Raw genomic sequence first — 19,949 nt, forward strand, 5'->3', positions numbered from 1 at the left:
TCATGGCACAAACGAAAAATAAGAACGAGGAAACACTAGGGAAAATTGAAATTGCACCAGAAGTTATTGGCGTGATTGCTGGACTTGCCGCAACCGAAGTAGAAAACGTGGCGGGAATGCAAGGCAGTTTTACAAATGAGATGCGTGAACGTCTTGGCGGTGCAGTGAATCATCGTAAAGGTGTGAAAATTGATTTAACAGAAGATGGTATTATTATCGATGTATACTGTTACATTCAATTTGGTGCAACGATTCCACTGTTAGCACAAAACATTCAAGATAGCATTCGCGAAACAATTCTAAATATGACTGGACTTGAAGTCATCGAAGTTAACATCCATATCGTTGGTGTACAATTCGAGCGCCAAGAAACCTTATCATTTGACGAATTAGAAATATAATAACGAATGGGGAATTCCTCATTGCAGTAAGTAAGGAGTAGAGCTCTTAATGAAAAGACGAGAAGCCCGTGAAAAAGCTCTCCAAATATTGTTTCAAATGGAATTAAACGAGATGCATTTGGACCAAGCGATAGCCAATGTAATGGAGGAAGAAAGCGATGCCTACTTGCAGAAGTTAGTAGAAGGTGTCGTTGCCAATAAAGTAGACATTGACGCGCAAATCGAAGCAAATTTAGATAACTGGAGCATGGATCGACTAAATAAAGTAGACCTTGCGATATTACGTGTCAGCGTTTTTGAAATGCTTTATTGTGAAGATATTCCAGACCGAGTTAGTTTAAATGAATCATTAGAAATCGCGAAAATTTTTAGCGACGAGAAGTCTAGCAAGTTCATCAATGGTGTACTCGCTAACATTGCTAAAGACGAATAATTACGTAACATTTTTTTACGCAGTGTCATTTTTAATTTCCAAATTCTTGTTTAGTGCAAGAACAGTTTCACTTCAAATGTCATGTTATCCGCTCAGAGCCTCGCGCTTTGAGCTGGTTTCAGATAAAATTCAAGGGGGCTTTTTTGATGGGACAAATTATTGATGGTAAACAGCTGGCGAAGAAAATTCAGGAAGACGTAACACATGAGGTAGCCGAACTCGCAAAACAAAATCTGCAACCAGGTCTTGCGGTTGTACTTGTTGGCGACAATCAGGCAAGTCGTACATATGTCAGAAATAAGCAAAAGCGCACTGAAGAAGCAGGGATGAAGTCTGTTCTAATCGAGCTACCAGAAGACGTTTCTGAAGCGAAATTATTAGAGACAGTAGAAGATTTGAATAATGACGCTACAATCCATGGCATTTTAGTACAATTACCACTTCCAAAGCATATTTCGGAAGATAAAGTCATTGACACCATTATTCCAGAAAAAGACGTGGACGGTTTTCATCCAATCAATGTTGGTAATTTATACGTTGGTAAAGAGGCATTTGTACCATGTACGCCTGCTGGGATTATTGAATTGATTAAATCTACAGGAACAGCGATAGAAGGCAAGCACGCAGTCGTTATTGGCCGTAGTAATATCGTTGGTAAACCAGTTGCACAGTTACTTTTACAAGAAAATGCAACCGTGACAATCGCGCATAGTCGTACGAAAGACTTGCCGGCAGTAGCTCGAGAAGCCGATATTTTAGTGGTGGCGACGGGTCTTGCGAAATTCATTAAGAAAGATGCAATTAAGCCTGGAGCAGTTGTTATTGATGTTGGTATGGATCGTGATGAAAATAATAAATTATGTGGTGACGTTGATTTTGATGACGTCAAAGATACAGCGGGTTACATCACGCCGGTTCCTGGTGGCGTTGGCCCAATGACGATTACGATGTTGCTCGCTAACACACTAAAAGCGGCGAAACGTATTTGGGATAAACAACTACAAACGAAATAAAGACAAGGTTGTGTGACGATGGAACAAGATAAATACCTCAGTGTCGAGGCACTAACGAAATATATTGAAAAGAAATTCGAAGTCGATCCGTATTTAAAAAATATTTACGTGAAAGGCGAAATTTCGAATTTCAAGCAGCCAGTCAGTGGCCATATGTACTTCACATTAAAAGATGAGGGCGCAGAATTGCGTTGTGTCATGTTCCAGAAGTCCGCAACCAAGCTTGCATTTAAGCCAGAAGACGGGATGCAGGTCCTGTTGACTGGCCGTGTGAGCGTTTTTAGTAAAGGTGGACGTTATCAGCTTTATGTGGAGTGGATGGAGCCAGATGGTATCGGGAGCCTATACATCAAGCTTGAACAATTAAAGAATCAGTTAGATAAGGAGGGGCTTTTTGCGCAAAATCGCAAACGAGCGCTTCCTTCTTTTCCTGTCAAAGTGGGGATTGTGACATCTAAAACTGGTGCTGCCATTCGTGATATGATTACGACAATTCAAAGACGGATGCCAGCTACAGAGATTTTGCTTTTCCCGACGATTGTGCAAGGGGACACGGCGGCACCAAATATAGTGCGAAACATTGAACGTGCGAATTTTCGAAATGATATTGATGTGTTGATAGTTGGTCGTGGCGGTGGTTCGATTGAGGATTTGTGGGCGTTTAACGAAGAAATGGTCGTGCGGGCAGTCGCGGATTCAGATATTCCGGTTATTTCCGCGGTTGGACATGAAACAGATACAACATTGACAGATTATGCGGCGGATGTTAGAGCAGCAACACCTACTGCTGCAGCTGAATTGGCGGTTCCGGATTATCGTGATTTATTAGAGCGCGTAGCAGAAAGACGTTTTCGCTTGATTCAAGCAACGCGGCAACGAATTGATGTGTCGAAACAACACGTTTTACAACAACAGGAACGCCTAATCATGCACGGTCCAAAGCGCCAAATGGAGCAATACCAGGAACGAACGGATTATTTTATCGAGCGTTTAGAACGTGGGCTCAAGCAACATCTCATTTTGAAGCAACATGCTTTTGAACGAGTGGCTTTTAGGCTGACGCATCTGGGTTTAGACCGTGAAATTGTGAAGCATCAAGAACATTTAACGAGCGTGACAAGACAACTGCATCGTCAAATGAAACTACAACTCACCACCTTGCGTCGCGATTTTTTACAAAAGGTGGAAGCATTAGAACATTTAAGCCCACTCGCCTTGTTAAACCGTGGATATAGCGTTGTTTATAAAGAAGATGATATCCTCACGTCAAGCGCGAAAGTAGCCGTTGGGGATACCGTACAAATAACGATGGCAGAAGGCAAACTACACGCAAAAATCACAGAAAAGGAGGATAAATAAAGATGGCAACAAAAAAAGTAAGCTATGAGGAAGCAATGAAAGAGCTAGAGGGTATTGTGCAAGCGCTGGAAGAAGGCAATGTGTCGCTTGAAGACTCGCTAGAAATGTATCAGCGCGGTATTGAGCTGACGAAACTATGCCAAGAGAAATTGGCAGCTGCTGAGGATAAGCTCGCTAAAGTTGTGACGGAATCCGATGAAGAAGTGCCATTTCAGGCAGAAGAAGGTAAATCATGATGACATTTGAACAGTTTATGGAACATTATAAGCAGGAAATTGAACATTGTATGGCACAAGCGATTGTAGCCACGGAAGCAGAGCAGAAACTCGAGCAGTCGATGATTTATTCGTTAGAAGCTGGAGGCAAGCGAATTCGGCCATTACTTGTTTTAGCCACATTAGTTGCGTTTGGAAGTGAGCCTGTGCTCGGTTATCAGACTGCGGCAGCGATGGAAATGATTCATACATACAGCCTGATTCATGATGATTTGCCTGCGATGGATAATGACGATTATCGACGTGGCAAACTGACAAATCATAAGGTGTACGGGGATGCAACGGCGATTTTGGCAGGAGATGCGTTGTTGACGAAGGCTTTTGAGTTAATCGTGATGGATGACCAATTAGCCGCGACGGTGAAAGTCGAATTGGTCCAACTTTTCGCAACAAGTGCTGGCGCGGATGGCATGGTTGGCGGGCAGCAAGCTGATATTTTAGGCGAGAATCAGAAGCTGACATTGGAAGAACTAGAATCGATTCATCGTCGGAAAACGGGCGCATTGTTAACTGCTTCAGTACTTAGTGGGGCAATAATTGCGGGTGCTTCCGAACAAGAACAAGACATTTTACGGGAATTTTCCCATCATATCGGAATCGCTTTTCAGATTTGTGATGATATTCTGGATGTTATCGGTGACTCAGAAAAAATGGGCAAGAAGACTGGTTCGGACATCGACCTACACAAGAGTACATACCCAGCCTTGCTCACATTAGAAGGCGCTAAAAAAGCACTCACAGAGCATACAGAAAAAGCAGAGCAAGCCTTGGCAAACCTAGATATTGATGCAACGTATTTGCTGGGGCTAACGGAACTCATCGCTGTTCGCGAATTTTAATAGGTTGGAAATCCTGGCTTTTTTGAAAGTCGGGATTTCTTTTTGTGGAAACGCGCACGAACAGTTTTATATAGTAAATTCCCCGCATCTAGTTTATAATGGAAACAATGAATACATTACAGTAGCGGTTAAGTGAGCTACTGCACACGATATTGATGGAGAAATCCTAGAAAGTGAGTTGTTTTGTTTGGATTTATTGGAAATTAAGGATCCTGCGTTCGTTAAAGACTTGAACGTGGCGCAAATGGAAGCGCTCAGTGCGGATATTCGCGAATTCCTAATTCAATCGACGTCCAAAACAGGTGGACACATCGGACCAAACCTTGGTGTTGTTGAGCTTACGGTAGCACTTCACCATTGCTTTAATAGCCCGGAGGATAAGTTTTTGTGGGATGTTGGGCATCAGTCTTATGTGCACAAGATTTTAACTGGTAGAGCAAATAGATTTGATACATTACGGCAACATGATGGCTTAGACGGTTTTCCAAAACGGAAGGAATCAGTGCACGATGTTTGGGAGACAGGACATAGTTCTACTTCGTTATCAGCAGCAGCGGGGATGGCGATTGCAAGAGATATTCGTCGCGAGAAATATCATGTATTGCCGATTATTGGAGATGGCGCACTAACAGGTGGTATGGCATTAGAAGCGCTAAACCACATTGGCGATATGAAGAAAAATGTAATTGTAGTTTTAAATGATAATAATATGTCGATTGCTCCGAATGTTGGTGCGATGCATAACGTTCTCGGCAAATTACGCACATCAGGAAAATTTAAGCGTGCAAAAAAAGATATTGAAGCAGCAATGAAACGCATTCCGACGGCTGGTGACAAAATTGCAGGCGCGGCGGAACGAATTAAAGATAGCATCAAGTACTTACTCGTACAGGGCACATTCTTTGAAGAAATGGGTTACACGTATCTTGGCCCAGTGAATGGCCATGATTATCACGATTTAATTACAAATATGGAATTTGCAAAAAAAAGTGAAAGGCCCAGTATTAATGCACGTTGTCACGACAAAAGGTAAGGGCTATCAACCTGCCGAGTCTGATCGTACTGGTACTTGGCATGGCACAGGACCATACAAAATCGAAACTGGCGACTTCATCAAACCAGTTGGCGGTCCTCCAGCGTGGAGCGCAGTGATTAGCGATGCCGTTTTAGAGCTAGCACAAAAGGATGAACGCGTTGTGGCGATTACCCCAGCGATGCCAGTAGGTTCTAAATTAGAGAAATTCGCAGCGGCGTTTCCAGATCGCTTTTTTGATGTTGGTATTGCGGAACAGCATGCGACTACGATGGCGGCTGGGCTAGCAGCGCTTGATATGAAACCATTTTTGGCGATTTATTCGACCTTTTTACAACGGGCGTATGATCAAGTTGTACATGATATTTGTAGACAAGAATTGAATGTATTTATTGGGATTGATCGCGCTGGACTTGTTGGCGCAGACGGTGAAACGCATCAAGGAATTTTTGATATTGGCTTTTTGCGTGGGATTCCGAATATGACGATTATGATGCCAAAAGATGAGAATGAGGCGCGTCATTTAGTGAAAACAGGACATGATTACGATGATGGGCCGATTGCGATTCGTTATCCGCGTGGCAACGGGCTTGGTGTCAAGATTGACGATGAAATGAAAGCTATACCAATTGGCTCTTGGGAAACATTGAGTACGCCAGTTGATGTGGCGATTCTGACATTTGGAACGACGATTCCGATGGCTATAGAAGCTGCAATGGAACTGAAACGACAAGGTATCCAAGCAGGTGTCATCAATGCTCGCTTTATCAAACCATTAGACGAAGCCATGTTGCACGATTTGATGAAACGCAACGTTCCGATTATTACGGTGGAAGAATCCTTGCTAGCCGGTGGATTTGGTACAGCGGTACTCGAATTTGCCGAAGAGAATGATTACGATCAAGCGGTTATTCGCCGCATCGGTCTTCCAGATGAGTTTATTAGCCATGGTTCTGTCGACATGATTTTAGCGGAACACGGCATTTCAGCACTAGGTATTCTAAATACTATCCAAAAAATATTACCAGAAAAACAGATAAGGGCGTAAAAATGGCGATAAAAAAAGAACGTGTAGACGTATTATTAGTAGAACAAGGTTTATTCGAAACACGCGAAAAAGCAAAGCGCGCTGTTATGGCAGGTTTAGTTTATTTGAAAGAAGAACGCGTCGATAAACCTGGTGAAAAGTTCCCAGTTGAATCAGAATTCCAAGTGAAAGGAAAAGTCATGCCTTACGTAAGTCGTGGTGGCCTTAAACTAGAAAAAGCACTACAAGTATTCGATTTGGATGTAAAAGACAAATTATTGCTCGATATTGGCTCGTCAACTGGCGGGTTCACCGATTGCGCATTACAAAATGGCGCGAAACATTCGTATGCCCTTGATGTCGGTTATAACCAACTGGCATGGAAATTACGCAGTGATCCTCGTGTGACTGTCATGGAACGCACGAATTTCCGCTATGTGACACCAGCTGATTTCGATCAAGGTTTGGCTGATTTTGCGACCATTGATGTATCGTTTATTTCTTTAAAGCTGATTCTACCTGTTTTAAAAACGGTGTTGGTGCATGATGGAGAAGTGATGACCTTAATTAAACCACAATTCGAAGCTGGAAAAGAGCAAGTTGGCAAAAAAGGCATTATTCGCGATGCTAAAGTTCATTTAGAAGTCATCGAAAAGATTACGGCATTTGCTTTGGCAGAAGGCTATTCGGTGCTAGCTATTGATTTTTCACCGATTACAGGTGGAGAAGGTAACATCGAATTTATCGCTCATTTGAAATGGGATAATAAGAGCGAAAATCATCTCACAGAAGCCCGATTGGCGGAACTTGTGCAGGAAGCTCATACGAAATTAGAATAATTATGCATACCGAGTCGTCTGATTTAGATGGCTCGGTATTTTTGTATTTTCAGCTAGTTTGCCATTTTTCTAAGCCTTAATATGTCATTTTCACATGCATAAGTCTTTCCGTGAAACTTTTTCAAGTTAAATCCGTGACTTTATGCTCGTTTTGGGCTAAGATGTAAGAGAGAAAAAGTTCGTGAGGTGAGAAATAATGAATAAAGGTCATCGTCATATTATTATTAGAGAACTGGTCACATCAAATGAGATTGAAACGCAAGAAGATCTTGTTGAATTATTGCTAAAAAGAGATGTCAAAGTCACTCAAGCCACGATTTCACGTGATATTAAAGAACTGCATTTAGTCAAAGTCCCAACGCAAACAGGTACCTATAAATACAGCTTGCCAGCAGATAATCGCTTCAATCCACATCAGAAGTTAAAGCGCTCTCTCGTAGATGCTTTCATCAGTGTGGAAACGGTGCAATTCATGGTTCTTTTGAAAGTAATGCCAGGAAATGCGAATGCGATAGGTGCACTCATCGATAATTTGAATTGGGATGAGAAAGTTGGATCTTTGTGCGGAGACGACACGTGTTTAATTATTTGTCGTAGCGAAGAAGATGCGAAAGTATTATCAGAGCGCTTTATTGAGATGCTCTAGGTTTTGAGGTGAATAGATTTGTTACAAGAATTAACGATTAGAAATTTTGCTATCATCGAATCTTTAAATCTATCTTTTCAAGAAGGTATGACGGTATTAACGGGGGAGACCGGCGCTGGAAAATCGATTATTATTGATGCGCTCGGTCTTCTTGTCGGTGGCCGAGGTTCTGTTGATTTTATTAGGCATGGCGAAGAAAAATTAGAAATTCAAGGGTTATTTACGATTAATGCGCAGAATAAGGGTTGTTTGGAAGCGTTAGAAAATAATGGTATCGATGCAAGTGACCACATGGTTGTCCTGGAACGAACGCTTTTCCAAAGTGGCAAAAATACATGTCGTATCAACGGCAAACTGGCAACAACGGGCGTGCTTCGTGAGATTGGTTCTCGTTTGATTGATATCCATAGCCAGCATGAACATCAAGAACTGATGAATGATGAATTCCATTTGCAGTTGCTCGATCGTTTTGCATGGAAAGAAATTGCGCCAACATTATCACAGTACAAAGCAAAATACGCCGAGTACAAAGAAATGAAAGCGAAATGGCATAACTGGACAAAAAACGAACAAGAATTAGCACAACGTTTAGACATGTTGCGTTTTCAACAAGATGAAATTACGAATGCTGATTTACGTTTAGGTGAAGAAGAATCCTTGATGGAGCAGAAACATGTGTTAGCCAATTTTGAGAAAATCAATGAGAATTTACAAAATGCCTATACTGCATTACAAGGGGAAGAGCGCGGCTTGGAGTTTGTTTCTGAGGCTATGCGTTACGTCGGTGCGGCTAGCGATATTCTGCCAGAATTTAAAACATTGAGCGAATCTGTGGCCTCTAGTTTTTATTTATTAGAAGAAAGCGCTATGCAAATCCGCCAAGAACTCGATAAATTGGAGTTTCAACCAGGCGAATTAGACACAATCGAATCCCGGCTCAATGAATTGAATCAGCTAAAACGCAAATATGGCAAAACGGTTGAAGCTATCATTCACTACAATGAAGAAATCGACCAAGAAATTTTAGAACTATCTGATCGCGAAACACATCTTGGTCAACTAGAAAAAGAGCTAGACAACGCCAAACAAGAATTGCAAAAACTAGCCGAAAAGCTTACAACCATCCGTCAAAAAGCCGCAAAACAGCTTGAAAAACAAATCAAAAACGAATTAAATCAGCTGTATATGGAAAAAGCGATTTTCCAAGTAAACTTTGCAATACCAGAAAGTGAATTCACAGAAAACGGTATTGATAAAGTCGCATTTTACATGAGTACAAACCCAGGCGAACCACTAAAACCCTTGTCACGCATCGCATCTGGTGGTGAATTATCGCGGATGATGTTAGCCCTAAAAACCATCTTTTCGCGTCATCAAGGTATCACGTCGATTATTTTTGACGAAGTGGACACTGGTGTAAGTGGTCGTGTCGCCCAGGCTATCGCAGAAAAAATCTACGCAGTGGCTGTCGGCTCTCAAGTTCTATGTATTTCCCATTTACCACAAGTGGCCGCAATGGCCGATCATCATTTCTACATTGCCAAAACAACGACTGCCAACCGCACAATGACCTCTGTTACCGCCCTGTCTGGTGATGAAAAAGTGGAGGAAATTAGCCGAATGATTGCTGGAATCGAAGTCACAGACGTAACGAAACAACATGCAACCGAGATGCTAACTCAAGCAACCAAAATTAAATCAGCGAAACAAAACTAAACTAAAAATGAATGAAATAGCTTGCATCTCTATCAAAATTTGCTTACAATGATGAGGTAAGTTTTTATTACCAGGTCATAAAAACAAGTGCTAATTTTTGAGATGTAGGTTTTTTTCTGCAAAAATGCGGAAAATAAGGAGGCCTATGTATGACCGAAGAATCGATTTTCCAGTTGAAAAAAATAGCGAAACGAGCGCGAATTGCTATTGCTGGTGCGGATGATGCTGTCATTTTAGAAGTGGTGGAACAAGCATTAGCACATGATTTTGCCGACTTCTTGTTGTTTGGACGTGCCGAACTGATTACGATTAAGTCGCCACATGTACAAGTTATCGCTACGAAAACCGACCAAGAAGCTGCGGAAAAAGCGACAGAAGCTGTAGCCAAGAAGCAAGCCGATATCTTGATGAAAGGCAATTTACCAACAGCTCTCATCCTCAAAACGATCTTAAAAAAAGAATACCAATTACGCGATAAAGAACTGCTATCGCATGTCGCTGTTTTCGAAATACCAGCGTATCACAAGCCGCTAATCGTGTCTGACGTTGCCATGAATATTGCACCGGACGAAGACACACAAATCCAAATTACACAAAACGCCATTGCATCTGCGCAAAAACTTGGCATCATCAAACCAAAAGTTGCTGTTTTAAGCGCCGTCGAAAAAGAAAGCCCAAAAATGCATTCTTCTGTTCAAGCCGCACAAGTCGCGGCGTATTTCAAAGCATTTGCAAGTGATGAGGCTGAAGTGGAAGGGCCGTTAGCGTTTGATAATGCGATTTCTAAAGCTGCCGCGCAACATAAAAACATCGATAACAATGTAGCGGGAGACGCCGATATACTAATCATGCCATCCATTGAAGCAGGAAATATTTTGTATAAGTCGCTTGTGTTTTTTGCAGGTGCGCGAGTTGGTGGATTCATTGCAGGCGTGAAAGTTCCTGTTATCATCGCATCCAGAAGCGATTCGGTTGATAACAAACTTGCCTCATTAATATTAACTGTTGGAATGGTCGGAAAATGATACAAAACTTTGAATAAAACGATTTCAAGCCTTGGGGTGCAAAGCTTTTTAAGTTTGTGATGCTCTCATGATACAATAGGCAGGAGATAGCAATCTGACAGGAATTTTAACAGCAAATCTGATTCACATGGAGGAGAAATACGTGGCATTTCAAGTTTTGGCAATCAATCCAGGATCAACATCTACGAAAATCGCTTTATTCGAAGGGAAAATCGTTCTTTTAAAGCAAGAAATCTCACATTCGCGAGAAGAAATCGCAGCGTTTGAAACCATTATGGCGCAGTTTTCATTTCGATATAACCTCATAAAAGAAGCATTAGCAAGCACGGACACCACTCATTTAGCAGCAGTTGTCGGACGCGGTGGTCTACTTCGACCAATGGCTGGCGGTACCTATGAAGTCAATGATGCGATGCAACGCGACTTAGAAGTTGGTATTTCAGGGCAGCATGCGTCGAATCTAGGCGGTTTACTAGCTCGAAAAATCGCGGATGACTACGCTATTCCAGCCTTTATCGTTGACCCCGTTGTCGTTGATGAACTGGCGCCAATCGCTAGATATTCTGGAAATGCCCATATCGAGCGCCAAAGCATTTTTCATGCCTTGAATCAGAAAGCAGTGGCCCGAAACGTTGCAGCTAAACTAGGAAGAGCCTACGAAGAACTGCATTTAATTGTTGCCCATCTTGGCGGCGGTATTTCTGTTGGCTCGCATAGTCGCGGTCGTGTGATTGATGTAAACAATGCGCTTGATGGCGACGGTCCAATGAGTCCTGAGCGTTCCGGTTCCTTACCGATGGCTGGTTTTCTAGCATGGGCTTTTTCCGAAGGCGTAACAAAAGAGCAATTACATACAGAACTAGTAGGGCGCGGCGGTCTTGTTTCTTACAAAGGAACTAATGACCTGCGCGACATCGAACGCCAAATAAAAGACGGGGATACCGAAGCAAAAGCACTTTTTGAAGCAATGGCATACCAAGTTGCAAAAGAAATCGGAGCCAATGCTGCCGTGTTAAAAGGTCAGATTGACGCGATTGTCCTGACTGGTGGTTTAGCCCGAAGTGATGCATTTATTCAAGAAATCACGCAGTACGTTCATTGGATAGCACCAATTATGACCGAGCCAGGCGAAGACGAAATGGCCGCTTTGAACGACGGTGCTCAACGAATTTTACAAAAACAAGAAGAGGCACAAATTTATATTGGGGAGGAATAGAAATGGCAAAAGAGTATGACGTTGTAGTATTAGGTGGCGGAACAGGCGGTTATGTCGCAGCCATTCGCGCCGCACAAAAAGGGCTGACAGTAGCCGTTGTTGAAAAAGATAGAGTCGGCGGCACATGTTTGCACCGCGGTTGTATTCCAAGTAAAGCGCTACTTCGCTCCGCTGAAGTTTTACAAACTGTTCGTAAAGCAGCCGAATTTGGCATCGAAGCTCCTGAACCAACGTTTAGTTTTATAAAAGCTCAAGAGCGCAAACAAGGTATTGTTGACCAATTAGAAAGCGGCATCCAACAGCTATTCAAAAAAGGAAAAATTGATTTATATGAAGGCCGTGGAACGATTCTAGGCCCATCCATTTTCTCACCAACGGCAGGAACGATTTCCGTAGAATTTAACGACGGCACAGAAAATGAAATGCTAATCCCAAAAAAATCTTATCATCGCGACTGGCTCCAAACCAAGAGCATTAAACGGTTTAGCTTTTGACGAAGAGTTCGTTCTTTCTTCTGATGGCGCGTTACAATTAGAAAGTTTGCCCGAATCTATCATTATCGTCGGGGGCGGTGTTATCGGTATGGAATGGGCATCCATGTTGCATGATTTCGGCGTACAAGTAACTGTTGTCGAATACAGCGATCGTATCCTACCAACCGAAGACAAAGACATCTCCAAAGAACTAAACCGCCTTTACAAAAAGAAAAAAAATCAAAATCGTTACAAGCGCTGAAGTACAAGCAGACACATACAAAAAAACGGAAGACGGCGTTGAAATAAAAGCCCTTGTAAAAGGCGAAGAACAAACATTCAAAGCTTCAAAAATGCTCGTATCCGTCGGCAGAAGCGCAAACGTTGAAAATATCGGTCTCGAAAATACAGACATCATTGTAGACAAAGGCGTTATTCAAGTAACTGATAACTTCCAAACAAAAGAAAGTCATATGTACGCTGTAGGCGATTGTATCGGTGGCTTGCAACTGGCGCATGTTGCGATGGAAGAAGGCGTTATCGCAGCAGAGCACATTAGTGGAAACCCACAACCAGCAATCAACTACAATCACGTACCGCGTTGTACGTATACATCCCCAGAAATCGCAAGCGTTGGTATCACCGAAGAACAAGCAAAAGCAGAAGGGTTTGACGTGAAGACAGGGAAATTCTTTTTCCGTGGTATCGGTAAAGCCTTAGTATACGGTGAATCGGAAGGTTTCATCAAAGTAGTAGCCGACAAGAAAACTAACGATTTGCTTGGGGTCTTCATGATTGGTCCGCACGTGACAGACATGATTTCTGAAGCCGCCTTGGCACACGTTTTAGACGCTACACCATTTGAAATTGGCAATACTATTCACCCGCATCCGACATTAGCAGAAGCATTCGGTGAAGCAGCACTAGCAGTCGATGGACTCGCGATTCATGGTTAAAAATAAGGAGGAAATTTGGCAATGGGATTAAAAGAAACAGGTTTATCAGATGAAACCTTATTAGAAATGTATCAAAAACTAGTGTTAGCAAGACGGGTTGATGAGCGTTTATGGTTACTTAATCGCTCTGGGAAAATACCGTTCACTATATCAGGGCAAGGACAAGAAATCGCACAAATTGGTGCAGCTTATGCCTTTGATTTAGAGAAAGACTATTGCTTGCCGTATTATCGCGATCTCGCAGTTGTTCTTTCGTTTGGCATGACCGCGCGTGACATCATGTTAAGCGCTTTTGCCAAAGCAGAGGACCCGAACTCGGGCGGCCGTCAGATGCCAGCCCATTTCGGTCAAAAGTCCAATCGCATCGTTACACAAAGTTCACCGGTAACGACACAATTCCCGCACGCAGCAGGAATCGGTTTAGCCGCAAAAATGAAAAAAGATCCAATCGTAGCCTACGCTTCTACAGGAGAAGGCTCATCCAATCAAGGCGATTTCCACGAAGGTATCAACTTTGCCAGCGTGCATAAATTACCCGTCGTATTCGTTATTCATAACAACCAATACGCCATTTCCGTACCAATCGAAAAACAATATGCCGCCAAAAAACTATCAGACCGCGCATTAGGTTACGGTATTCCAGGCGTTCGCGTAGACGGCAATAACATGGCTGAAGTGTACCTCGCATTCAAAGAAGCTGTAGACCGTGCTCGCCGTGGCGAAGGTCCAACATTAATCGAAACAATGACATACCGTTTCACACCTCACTCCTCAGACGATGACGACAGAAGCTACCGCACACTAGAAGAAGTAAATACAGCAAAAGAACGCGATCCACTAGCCATTTATACAAAAGAGCTAGAAGAGCTTGGCCTACTAGACGATGCAAAAAAAGAAGCCTATGAAAAAGAAATCATGGCATTAGTAAACGAAGCAACAGACTACGCAGAAGCGGCTAGTTACGCTGATCCAGAATCAGCACTACTGCACGTCTACGAAGAAAAATAATCGCGACTTTTAAGAAAGCTTTAATTTAGGAGGAATAAAGATGCCTGTCATTTCATATATTGACGCCATTACGGCCGCGCTTCGTGAAGAGATGGAGCGCGATGAGAACGTATTTATTTTAGGAGAAGACGTCGGTAAAAAAGGTGGCGTTTTTAAAGCAACAGCTGGTTTATACGAGCAATTTGGGGAAGAACGCGTGCTGGATACGCCACTTGCTGAGTCTGCGATTGCTGGTGTTGGTATCGGTGCTGCCATGTACGGTATGCGTCCGGTTGCTGAAATGCAGTTTGCCGATTTTATTATGCCCGCAGTGAATCAAATCATTTCAGAAGCATCACGCATTCGTTACCGTTCCAACAATGACTGGGACTGTCCGATTGTTTTTCGTGCGCCTTATGGTGGTGGCGTCCACGGTGCCCTTTACCATTCCCAGTCAATTGAGAAAGTATTCGCTGGCCAACCCGGTTTGAAAATCGTGATGCCATCTAGCCCATACGACGCAAAAGGTCTTCTAAAAGCCGCTATCCGCGACAATGACCCCGTTCTTTTCTTAGAGCATAAACGCGCGTACCGCCTCATTAAAGGCGAAGTGCCAGAAGCGGACTACACTGTTCCAATTGGAAAAGCCAATGTTGTTCGTGAAGGCGATGATATTACGGTGATTACCTATGGTTTAGCTGTCCACTTTGCCCAACAAGCTGCTGAGAAATTAGCAAGTGACGGCATGGAAGCAGAAATTTTAGACTTAAGAACAATTTATCCGCTCGACAAAGAAGCCATTATTACCGCAGCCAAAAAGACCGGAAAAGTCCTGCTTGTTACGGAGGATAATAAAGAAGGTAGCATTATCGGCGAAGTTGCCGCAATCATCGCAGAGAACTGCCTATTCGACCTAGACGCACCAATCAAGCGTTTAGCAGGTCCAGATACGCCAGCGATGCCATTCGCACCAACTATGGAGAAATATTTCATGATCAACCCCGATAAAGTAGAAAAAGCAATGCGTGACTTAGCGGAATTTTAAAGGAGTGAAAAAAATGGCACTTGAAAAAATTACAATGCCACAACTTGGTGAAAGTGTAACAGAAGGAACCATCAGCCAATGGCTAGTCGCACCAGGTGACCACGTCAATAAATACGATGCACTTGCAGAAGTGTTAACCGATAAAGTAACAGCCGAAATCCCATCTTCATTCACGGGAACGGTAAAAGAACTCATCGCTGAAGAAGATGAAACACTAGAAGTCGGCGCTGTCATCTGTATTTTAGAAACAGAAGGAGAGGGTGAACAGCCAGCAGAAACAGTCAAAGAAGAAGCGCCAGCACCCGAAGCACCACAAAAAGCGCCAGCACAACAAAGCGCACCAACCGGTCGTTTTTCACCTGCAGTTCTAACACTGGCAGCCGAGCATAACATTGATTTAGGCCAAGTCACCGGTTCAGGACGCGACGGTCGTATTACACGCAAAGATGTTCTTGCTTATGTAAAAAATGGCGCACCAGCTACAACGAAACCAACAGAACCAGCAAGTAGTACTGCACCACAAAAAGCAGTACCAATGCCAACTAGTCAAGTAGGCGACCGCGAAACACCAATTGACGGTATTAGAAAAGCAATCGCGAAACATATGGTGACAAGTAAACATGAAATTCCACACGCATGGATGATGGTCGAAGCAGATGCCACAGGTCTAGTCCGTTACCGCGACGGCTTAAAAAATAAATTCAAATCCGAAGAAGGCTATGCGCTTACTTATTTTGCCTTTTTCGTAAAAGCAGTCGCACAAGCGCTGAAAGAATTCCCAATTTTAAATAGTACATGGGCTGGCGATAAAATCATCGAGCGAGCCGACATCAACATTTCTATCGCCGTAGCAACCGACGATCATTTATTCGTACCTGTCATCAAGCATGCCGATGAGAAATCAATCAAAGGTATTGCACGCGAAATCAACGAACTAGCCGCAAAAGCACGCGCTGGCAAACTAACACAAGACGACATGTCAGGCGGAACATTCACAGTAAACAGCACAGGTTCATTTGGCTCCGTTCAATCGATGGGCATCATTAACCATCCACAAGCAGCGATCTTACAAGTAGAATCTATCGTGAAGCGCCCAGTTGTGATTGACGATATGATTGCCATTCGCAATATGGTCAACCTATGTCTGTCCATTGACCACCGCATACTAGACGGTCTCGTTGCCGGCAGATTCCTGCAAAAAATCAGAGAAAATGTAGAAATAATCACAAAAGAAAACACACCAATTTATTAAAAAATAGGGAGAAAAAATAACAAGCGTGACCAAAATACCCAGATGTTTAACAAAAAAATGCAACGGGTATAAAAATAATACATCTAGATCCATACCCCTAAACTCCCTAGATGTCTTGAGTGGTACGTATATAAAAATACGGTATCACTCTTTTTATTGGGGCTGTTACGCATTCCATGCGTTACAGCCCCAATACAAGGCGTATCGAAGAGGAGCGTTGTATCCTTAAGCTGGCGTGACTAACTATCGAATCTAATACGCACTAAACACAAAAAAGAGCCTCCAAAACCAAAGAACACCAAACCTCCCTTAAATCAAAATAAATTAATAAAAAAACACAACACATCAAACAAGACATCCCTCTAAAAATAACCTATAATTAATAACACTACAAAAACAAAAAAAACCACATCATCCAATGTGGTTTTCCATACATCATCACCTATAAAAACATCAAGACCCCGGTTAAAACAGAAGAGGCTACAATCGCAACAAGCATCAAAATAACGATAACTCTGGCAACTTTTTTGTTAGTCATAAAATTGGATGGCTCCTTCCAAATAAAATCTCGTTATCTCCATCATACTTGCTTTACATAAGATTTTCAAGTGAAATCAGCAAAAAAAAGATTAAAAAAGACAGAGGTGAATCCCATGACACAAGATATCATACAGGACCTTTTTTTAGAATTAGTGGCAATCCCGTCCGAATCAGGTCAAGAACAAGAAATTATCACATATATCCAAACCTTTCTGAAACAAAGAAACATTCCATCAAAGCCGAGCAAACAACAATCCGGCTTAGTAGCGACAGTATCAGCAAGCGATGAAGCCATGGAAAAAGCGCCAATCATTGCATTTTCAGCCCACCTAGACACAGCTAAAACGCCAAACGCACCAGAAGTCACTTTAACCAAAGGCTATATTGAAACGACAAATCTAGCTCTCCTAGGCGCCGATGATAAAGCAGGAATCACAGCCATGCTTGCTGCGATTGACCAATTAACACAAAATTCCGAACCCCACGGTCAAATCGAATTTATCTTTACAACAAAAGAAGAAGAAGGCCTCATCGGAGCAAAACTATTCGACCTCGATTTAGTAGAAGCAGACTTTGGTTTTTGCTTAGACGCTCCAGGCCCAGTTGGCAACATGACTCGTACAAGTCGTACGCATTTACAATTAGATTTTTGGATAGAAGTAGGTAAATCGCCTGAAAAATCCGCGATTCAAATTGCTCGCGAAGCCTTGAAAAAAATTCATAAACACAAATTTCCAACAGAGGTGCATTGGCAAGTCTATCATTTCGGTGGAGAAGTACTAGAAAATGGAAACGAAAAAGTCACCATTTTATCTGAGTTGTCAGCAGATGTCCCATTGGAACACTGCTTGCCCTGTGTCGAACAAATCAAGCAAATATTCATCGAAATCGGTGTCGCACACAAAGCTGACGTACAAGACGTAACGCACATGAATTATCATCACTTCCATCTGGCATCAACAAGTAAGCCTTGCCTTATCGCCACACAAGCGATGGCCAACCTAGGACTATCGCAGCAAACTGTCCAAATGGAAGGTGGGACGGATGCCAATGTATTCAACGATCGTGGCATTCCATTCCTAGTACTAGCAGCAGGCTATGAAAATCCGCATACTACTAGTGAGCGAATCGCTGTCACCGAATTGCATCATTTAACAGAACTAGTCGTTGAAATCATTAAAGTGACATCAAACTAACAATAAATTCGCTAAATTTGGGTTTGTTTCATTGCCGTAGAGCCCAAGTTTTGATATAGTTATTAGTGTTGAGAAAATGGCAGCATTCATTTAACGAATGACTCGAAAGAAGAAGGGACGAATGTAAAAAATGGCAAAACAAGAAATTGGCGTTATCGGAATGGGCGTAATGGGTCGTAATCTGGCTCTAAACATTGAAAGTCGTGGTTACTCGGTCTCGATTTTTAACCGCTCTAGCGAAAAAACGAAAGCAGTTGCAGAAGCACATAGCGACAAAAAATTGGTTCCTACGTACAATTTAGAGGAATTTGTAAACTCAATCGAAGTGCCCCGTCGAATTTTATTAATGGTACAAGCTGGGGAAGCAACCGATATGATGATTGATGCAGTCAAACCATTTCTATCAGAAGGTGATATCTTAATCGATGGCGGAAACACATTCTTTAAAGATACGATTCGCCGTAATAAAATGCTAAGCGAAGAAGGATTCAACTTTATCGGAACTGGTGTATCTGGTGGAGAAGAAGGCGCATTAAAAGGACCTTCCATCATGCCTGGTGGGCAACGCAAAGCTTATGACTTAGTAGCTCCTATTCTGCAAGAAATTGCGGCTGTTGCTGACGGAGAAGCTTGTGTCACCTATATCGGCCCAGATGGCGCTGGTCACTACGTAAAAATGGTGCATAATGGCATCGAATACGGTGATATGCAGCTAATCGCCGAAGCCTACACGATTTTAAAACAAATCGGTGGTTTAACCAATGACGAACTTGCTGATGTGTTCACTGAGTGGAACGACGGCGAGCTAGACAGCTACTTAATCGAAATCACGAAAAATATCGTGAAAACAAAAGATCCAGAAACAGGAAAACCAATCGTAGACGTTATCCTAGATAAAGCTGGCCAAAAAGGAACTGGTAAATGGACAAGTCAAAGTGCGCTTGATTTAGGTGTACCACTCTCCCTAATTACTGAATCCGTATTTGCTCGCTATATCTCGGCGCTAAAAGACGAACGCGTGCATGCAAGCACTGTTTTATCTGGTCCAAGCAATTACTCATTCAACGGCGACAAAAAAGCCTTCATTGAATCTGTACGTCGCGCTCTATATTTCAGTAAAATCGCATCTTACGCCCAAGGTTTTGCTCAAATGAAAGCTGCGTCAGAAGAATATAAATGGGATTTACAATACGGGGAAATCGCGAAAATTTTCCGCGCTGGTTGTATTATCCGTGCTCGTTTCCTACAAAAAATTACAGACGCGTACAATAACGATAAGAACTTGAACAACTTGTTATTAGATCCGTATTTCAAAGACATTGCGGATAAATACCAAGGTGCGCTACGTGAAGTGGTTTCAGAAGCTGTTAAAGCGGGAATTCCAGTACCAACATTCACTGCAGCAATCAGCTATTACGATAGCTATCGTTCAGAAGTATTGTCAGCGAACTTAATCCAAGCACAACGCGATTACTTCGGTGCCCACACTTACGAACGTGTTGACAAAGCTGGGACATTCCATACTGAATGGCCAGAAATCGACGAATAAGAGGAATACAAAGCGAATGGAAGTTTGCCTAATGACTAGGATAAACTTCCATTCGCTTTTACATAGTCTAAATGATAAACCAATGAGAATTTCTACCCTAATGTGAAGAAGAGATGAATATAAGTGAAT

17 protein-coding genes and 2 pseudogenes are annotated in these 19,949 nt (G+C 42.5%); 18 read left to right on the forward strand and 1 reads right to left on the reverse strand.

The window, feature by feature from the left end:
• The first annotated feature begins 2 nt into the window (after window positions 1-2).
• From PRIP_RS02825 to PRIP_RS02900, 16 genes and pseudogenes are all read left to right on the forward strand, one after another.
• Window positions 3-401 carry an Asp23/Gls24 family envelope stress response protein gene (locus PRIP_RS02825; protein WP_036099336.1) on the forward strand — a complete coding sequence of 133 codons (399 nt, stop codon included), beginning with the start codon at window positions 3-5 and terminating at the stop codon, window positions 399-401.
• 49 nt (window positions 402-450) lie between these two features.
• Entirely contained in the window at window positions 451-834 is a 384-nt protein-coding gene (nusB, locus tag PRIP_RS02830) for a transcription antitermination factor NusB (RefSeq protein ID WP_036099338.1), read from the forward strand.
• Between the two features lie 146 nt (window positions 835-980).
• Entirely contained in the window at window positions 981-1,847 is an 867-nt protein-coding gene (gene folD / locus PRIP_RS02835) for a bifunctional methylenetetrahydrofolate dehydrogenase/methenyltetrahydrofolate cyclohydrolase FolD (RefSeq protein ID WP_036099340.1), read from the forward strand.
• 18 nt (window positions 1,848-1,865) lie between these two features.
• Window positions 1,866-3,206 (forward strand): exodeoxyribonuclease VII large subunit, encoded by a 1,341-nt coding sequence (gene xseA, locus PRIP_RS02840; protein ID WP_036099341.1) that lies wholly within the window; start codon window positions 1,866-1,868, stop codon window positions 3,204-3,206.
• A 2-nt stretch (window positions 3,207-3,208) separates the two neighbouring features.
• On the forward strand, window positions 3,209-3,442 hold the full coding sequence (gene xseB / locus PRIP_RS02845) for an exodeoxyribonuclease VII small subunit (RefSeq protein WP_036099343.1): 234 nt from the start codon (window positions 3,209-3,211) through the stop codon (window positions 3,440-3,442).
• A complete protein-coding gene (locus tag PRIP_RS02850) occupies window positions 3,439-4,320 on the forward strand; it encodes a polyprenyl synthetase family protein (RefSeq protein WP_036099345.1) in 882 nt (293 codons plus the stop codon). Before xseB ends, PRIP_RS02850 begins: the two co-directional genes overlap by 4 nt.
• A gap of 187 nt (window positions 4,321-4,507) precedes the next feature.
• Window positions 4,508-6,401, forward strand: a pseudogene (dxs, locus tag PRIP_RS02855) (1-deoxy-D-xylulose-5-phosphate synthase).
• 2 nt (window positions 6,402-6,403) lie between these two features.
• Window positions 6,404-7,219, forward strand: a complete 816-nt coding sequence (locus PRIP_RS02860) for a TlyA family RNA methyltransferase (RefSeq protein WP_036099347.1) — start codon at window positions 6,404-6,406, stop codon at window positions 7,217-7,219.
• 196 nt (window positions 7,220-7,415) lie between these two features.
• Window positions 7,416-7,865, forward strand: a complete 450-nt coding sequence (ahrC, locus tag PRIP_RS02865; RefSeq protein ID WP_036085398.1) for a transcriptional regulator AhrC/ArgR — start codon at window positions 7,416-7,418, stop codon at window positions 7,863-7,865.
• Window positions 7,866-7,883: 18 nt separating this feature from the next.
• Complete coding sequence (recN, locus tag PRIP_RS02870) at window positions 7,884-9,581, forward strand: DNA repair protein RecN (RefSeq protein ID WP_036099349.1); 1,698 nt, start codon at window positions 7,884-7,886, stop codon at window positions 9,579-9,581.
• Window positions 9,582-9,730: 149 nt separating this feature from the next.
• A complete protein-coding gene (locus tag PRIP_RS02875; RefSeq protein ID WP_052008690.1) occupies window positions 9,731-10,606 on the forward strand; it encodes a phosphate acyltransferase in 876 nt (291 codons plus the stop codon).
• A 142-nt stretch (window positions 10,607-10,748) separates the two neighbouring features.
• Window positions 10,749-11,822 carry a butyrate kinase gene (gene buk / locus PRIP_RS02880; protein ID WP_173400766.1) on the forward strand — a complete coding sequence of 358 codons (1,074 nt, stop codon included), beginning with the start codon at window positions 10,749-10,751 and terminating at the stop codon, window positions 11,820-11,822.
• Between the two features lie 2 nt (window positions 11,823-11,824).
• Window positions 11,825-13,251: pseudogene (gene lpdA, locus PRIP_RS02885) on the forward strand (dihydrolipoyl dehydrogenase).
• Between the two features lie 21 nt (window positions 13,252-13,272).
• Entirely contained in the window at window positions 13,273-14,259 is a 987-nt protein-coding gene (locus PRIP_RS02890; protein WP_036099353.1) for a thiamine pyrophosphate-dependent dehydrogenase E1 component subunit alpha, read from the forward strand.
• Window positions 14,260-14,299: 40 nt separating this feature from the next.
• Window positions 14,300-15,283 (forward strand): alpha-ketoacid dehydrogenase subunit beta, encoded by a 984-nt coding sequence (locus PRIP_RS02895; RefSeq protein ID WP_036099355.1) that lies wholly within the window; start codon window positions 14,300-14,302, stop codon window positions 15,281-15,283.
• Window positions 15,284-15,296: 13 nt separating this feature from the next.
• The gene (locus PRIP_RS02900) at window positions 15,297-16,535 is read left to right on the forward strand and encodes a dihydrolipoamide acetyltransferase family protein (protein ID WP_036099357.1); all 1,239 of its coding nucleotides are present in this window, start codon (window positions 15,297-15,299) and stop codon (window positions 16,533-16,535) included.
• Window positions 16,536-16,977: 442 nt separating this feature from the next.
• Here the strand turns inward: PRIP_RS02900 and prli42 are convergent, their stop codons facing one another.
• Entirely contained in the window at window positions 16,978-17,073 is a 96-nt protein-coding gene (gene prli42, locus PRIP_RS16920; protein WP_114982877.1) for a stressosome-associated protein Prli42, read from the reverse strand.
• Window positions 17,074-17,188: 115 nt separating this feature from the next.
• Here prli42 and PRIP_RS02905 point away from each other — a divergent pair, with 115 nt between their 5' ends.
• Entirely contained in the window at window positions 17,189-18,271 is a 1,083-nt protein-coding gene (locus PRIP_RS02905; protein WP_036099358.1) for a M20/M25/M40 family metallo-hydrolase, read from the forward strand.
• Between the two features lie 130 nt (window positions 18,272-18,401).
• Window positions 18,402-19,820, forward strand: coding sequence for an NADP-dependent phosphogluconate dehydrogenase (gndA, locus tag PRIP_RS02910; RefSeq protein ID WP_036099360.1), 1,419 nt, complete (start codon window positions 18,402-18,404; stop codon window positions 19,818-19,820).
• Window positions 19,821-19,949: the final 129 nt, after the last annotated feature.

The organism is Paenilisteria riparia FSL S10-1204, assembly GCF_000525995.1.
GTDB lineage: Bacteria > Bacillota > Bacilli > Lactobacillales > Listeriaceae > Listeria_A > Listeria_A riparia.

Bases quoted from the DNA above. Each gene is read 5' to 3' on its own strand.
- PRIP_RS02895 (WP_036099355.1), top strand. From the start codon at position 14,300: ATGCCTGTCATTTCATATATTGACGCCATTACGGCCGCGCTTCGTGAA.
- PRIP_RS02905 (WP_036099358.1), top strand. From the start codon at position 17,189: ATGACACAAGATATCATACAGGACCTTTTTTTAGAATTAGTGGCAATC.
- xseB (WP_036099343.1), top strand. From the start codon at position 3,209: ATGGCAACAAAAAAAGTAAGCTATGAGGAAGCAATGAAAGAGCTAGAG.
- xseA (WP_036099341.1), top strand. From the start codon at position 1,866: ATGGAACAAGATAAATACCTCAGTGTCGAGGCACTAACGAAATATATT.
- ahrC (WP_036085398.1), top strand. From the start codon at position 7,416: ATGAATAAAGGTCATCGTCATATTATTATTAGAGAACTGGTCACATCA.
- PRIP_RS02875 (WP_052008690.1), top strand. From the start codon at position 9,731: ATGACCGAAGAATCGATTTTCCAGTTGAAAAAAATAGCGAAACGAGCG.
- PRIP_RS02850 (WP_036099345.1), top strand. From the start codon at position 3,439: ATGATGACATTTGAACAGTTTATGGAACATTATAAGCAGGAAATTGAA.
- PRIP_RS02825 (WP_036099336.1), top strand. From the start codon at position 3: ATGGCACAAACGAAAAATAAGAACGAGGAAACACTAGGGAAAATTGAA.
- PRIP_RS02890 (WP_036099353.1), top strand. From the start codon at position 13,273: ATGGGATTAAAAGAAACAGGTTTATCAGATGAAACCTTATTAGAAATG.
- PRIP_RS02860 (WP_036099347.1), top strand. From the start codon at position 6,404: ATGGCGATAAAAAAAGAACGTGTAGACGTATTATTAGTAGAACAAGGT.
- gndA (WP_036099360.1), top strand. From the start codon at position 18,402: ATGGCAAAACAAGAAATTGGCGTTATCGGAATGGGCGTAATGGGTCGT.
- prli42 (WP_114982877.1), bottom strand. From the start codon at position 17,073: ATGACTAACAAAAAAGTTGCCAGAGTTATCGTTATTTTGATGCTTGTT.
- PRIP_RS02900 (WP_036099357.1), top strand. From the start codon at position 15,297: ATGGCACTTGAAAAAATTACAATGCCACAACTTGGTGAAAGTGTAACA.
- folD (WP_036099340.1), top strand. From the start codon at position 981: ATGGGACAAATTATTGATGGTAAACAGCTGGCGAAGAAAATTCAGGAA.
- nusB (WP_036099338.1), top strand. From the start codon at position 451: ATGAAAAGACGAGAAGCCCGTGAAAAAGCTCTCCAAATATTGTTTCAA.